Here is a 1256-nt window from a genome sequence, read left to right as displayed (position 1 = left end):
GTACCGGGTATGAACAGATTATTGAAGCAATTGAAAGTGTAGCGAATAAATAGTAAGAAGGAGGTTTATTAAATGTCTTCTATATTAATTAAAAATATAAAAGAGATGGTAACTATGGATAAAGAGAGAAATCGATTAAAAGGTTACAGTCTTTTAATTAAAGATAATAGAGTAGATAAAATTGCCCAGGAGATAGAATTTACCGCTGACCAGGTAATCGATGGTGCAGATTATTTCCTTTATCCCGGTTTGATTAATACTCACCATCACTTTTATCAAACCTTAACCAGAAATATAGCTCAGGTGCAGAATGTAGAGTTATTTAATTGGCTTAAGTATCTCTATCCTATCTGGGCTCGTTTAACTCCGGAAGCGGTTTACTACAGCAGCCTGGTAGCCATGGGAGAACTTTTAAAGACCGGTTGTACCACCTCAGTTGACCAATTCTATGTTTTTCCCCGGAGCCAACCCAAAGAATTACTAGATGAGGAATTTAGAGCAGCAGAAGAGATAGGGATAAGATTTCATGGAAGCAGAGGTTCTATGTCTCTCGGTGAAAAAGATGGGGGTTTGCCTCCTGATTCAGTAGTGCAGAGCGAAGAAGAAATTTTATCTGATTCTCAAAGAGTGATTGAAAAATTTCATAATAGTAGACCTTTTGCTATGCAGAGAGTAGTTTTAGCACCTTGTTCTCCTTTTTCAGTGACTGAAAATCTTTTAAGAGAGTCGATCAAATTGGCCCGGAATTATAAAGTCAGGAGTCATACCCATTTAGCAGAGACCAAAGATGAAGAAAAATATTGTCAGGAAATTTTTAGTATGCGACCCCTGGATTATATGAAAAAAGTTGGATGGTTAGGTAAGGATATTTGGTTTGCTCACGGTGTAGATCTGACCGAAAGAGAAATAGACTTATTAGCCGATACCGGAACAGGAGTAGCTCATTGTCCGGTGTCCAACCAAAAATTGGCTTCTGGAGCAGCCAATATCCCCTATATGTTGCAAAAGAGAGTGCCGGTAGGATTAGCGGTTGATGGTAGTGCCAGCAATGATTCCTCTAATATGATTGCTGAACTTAAAGCAGCTTTCTTGATGCACCGGTTAATTTATGGTATCTCCAGTATGTCAGCCGAAGAGGTGCTGAGTATGGCTACTAATGGAGGGCGTGATGTTCTTAACCAGCAGGAGATCGGCAGCCTGGAAGAAGGCAAAGCAGCAGATATGTTTCTAATTAGTTCAAAAAGGCTGGGTTTTGC

At 39.5% G+C, this 1256-nt stretch carries 1 protein-coding gene; it reads left to right on the top strand.

What is annotated here, in order from left to right:
- Positions 1-72: 72 nt before the first annotated feature.
- Positions 73-1256: 8-oxoguanine deaminase (locus tag COZ07_RS01705; protein WP_406606871.1), on the top strand; the 1184-nt coding region annotated here is incomplete at its 3' end.

Source organism: Candidatus Infernicultor aquiphilus (genome assembly GCF_002784285.1).
Taxonomy (GTDB): Bacteria; Atribacterota; Phoenicimicrobiia; order Phoenicimicrobiales; family Phoenicimicrobiaceae; genus Infernicultor; species Infernicultor aquiphilus.
Note: the sequence above shows the minus strand (reverse complement) of the source record. Positions and strands in the feature narration are given on the sequence as shown.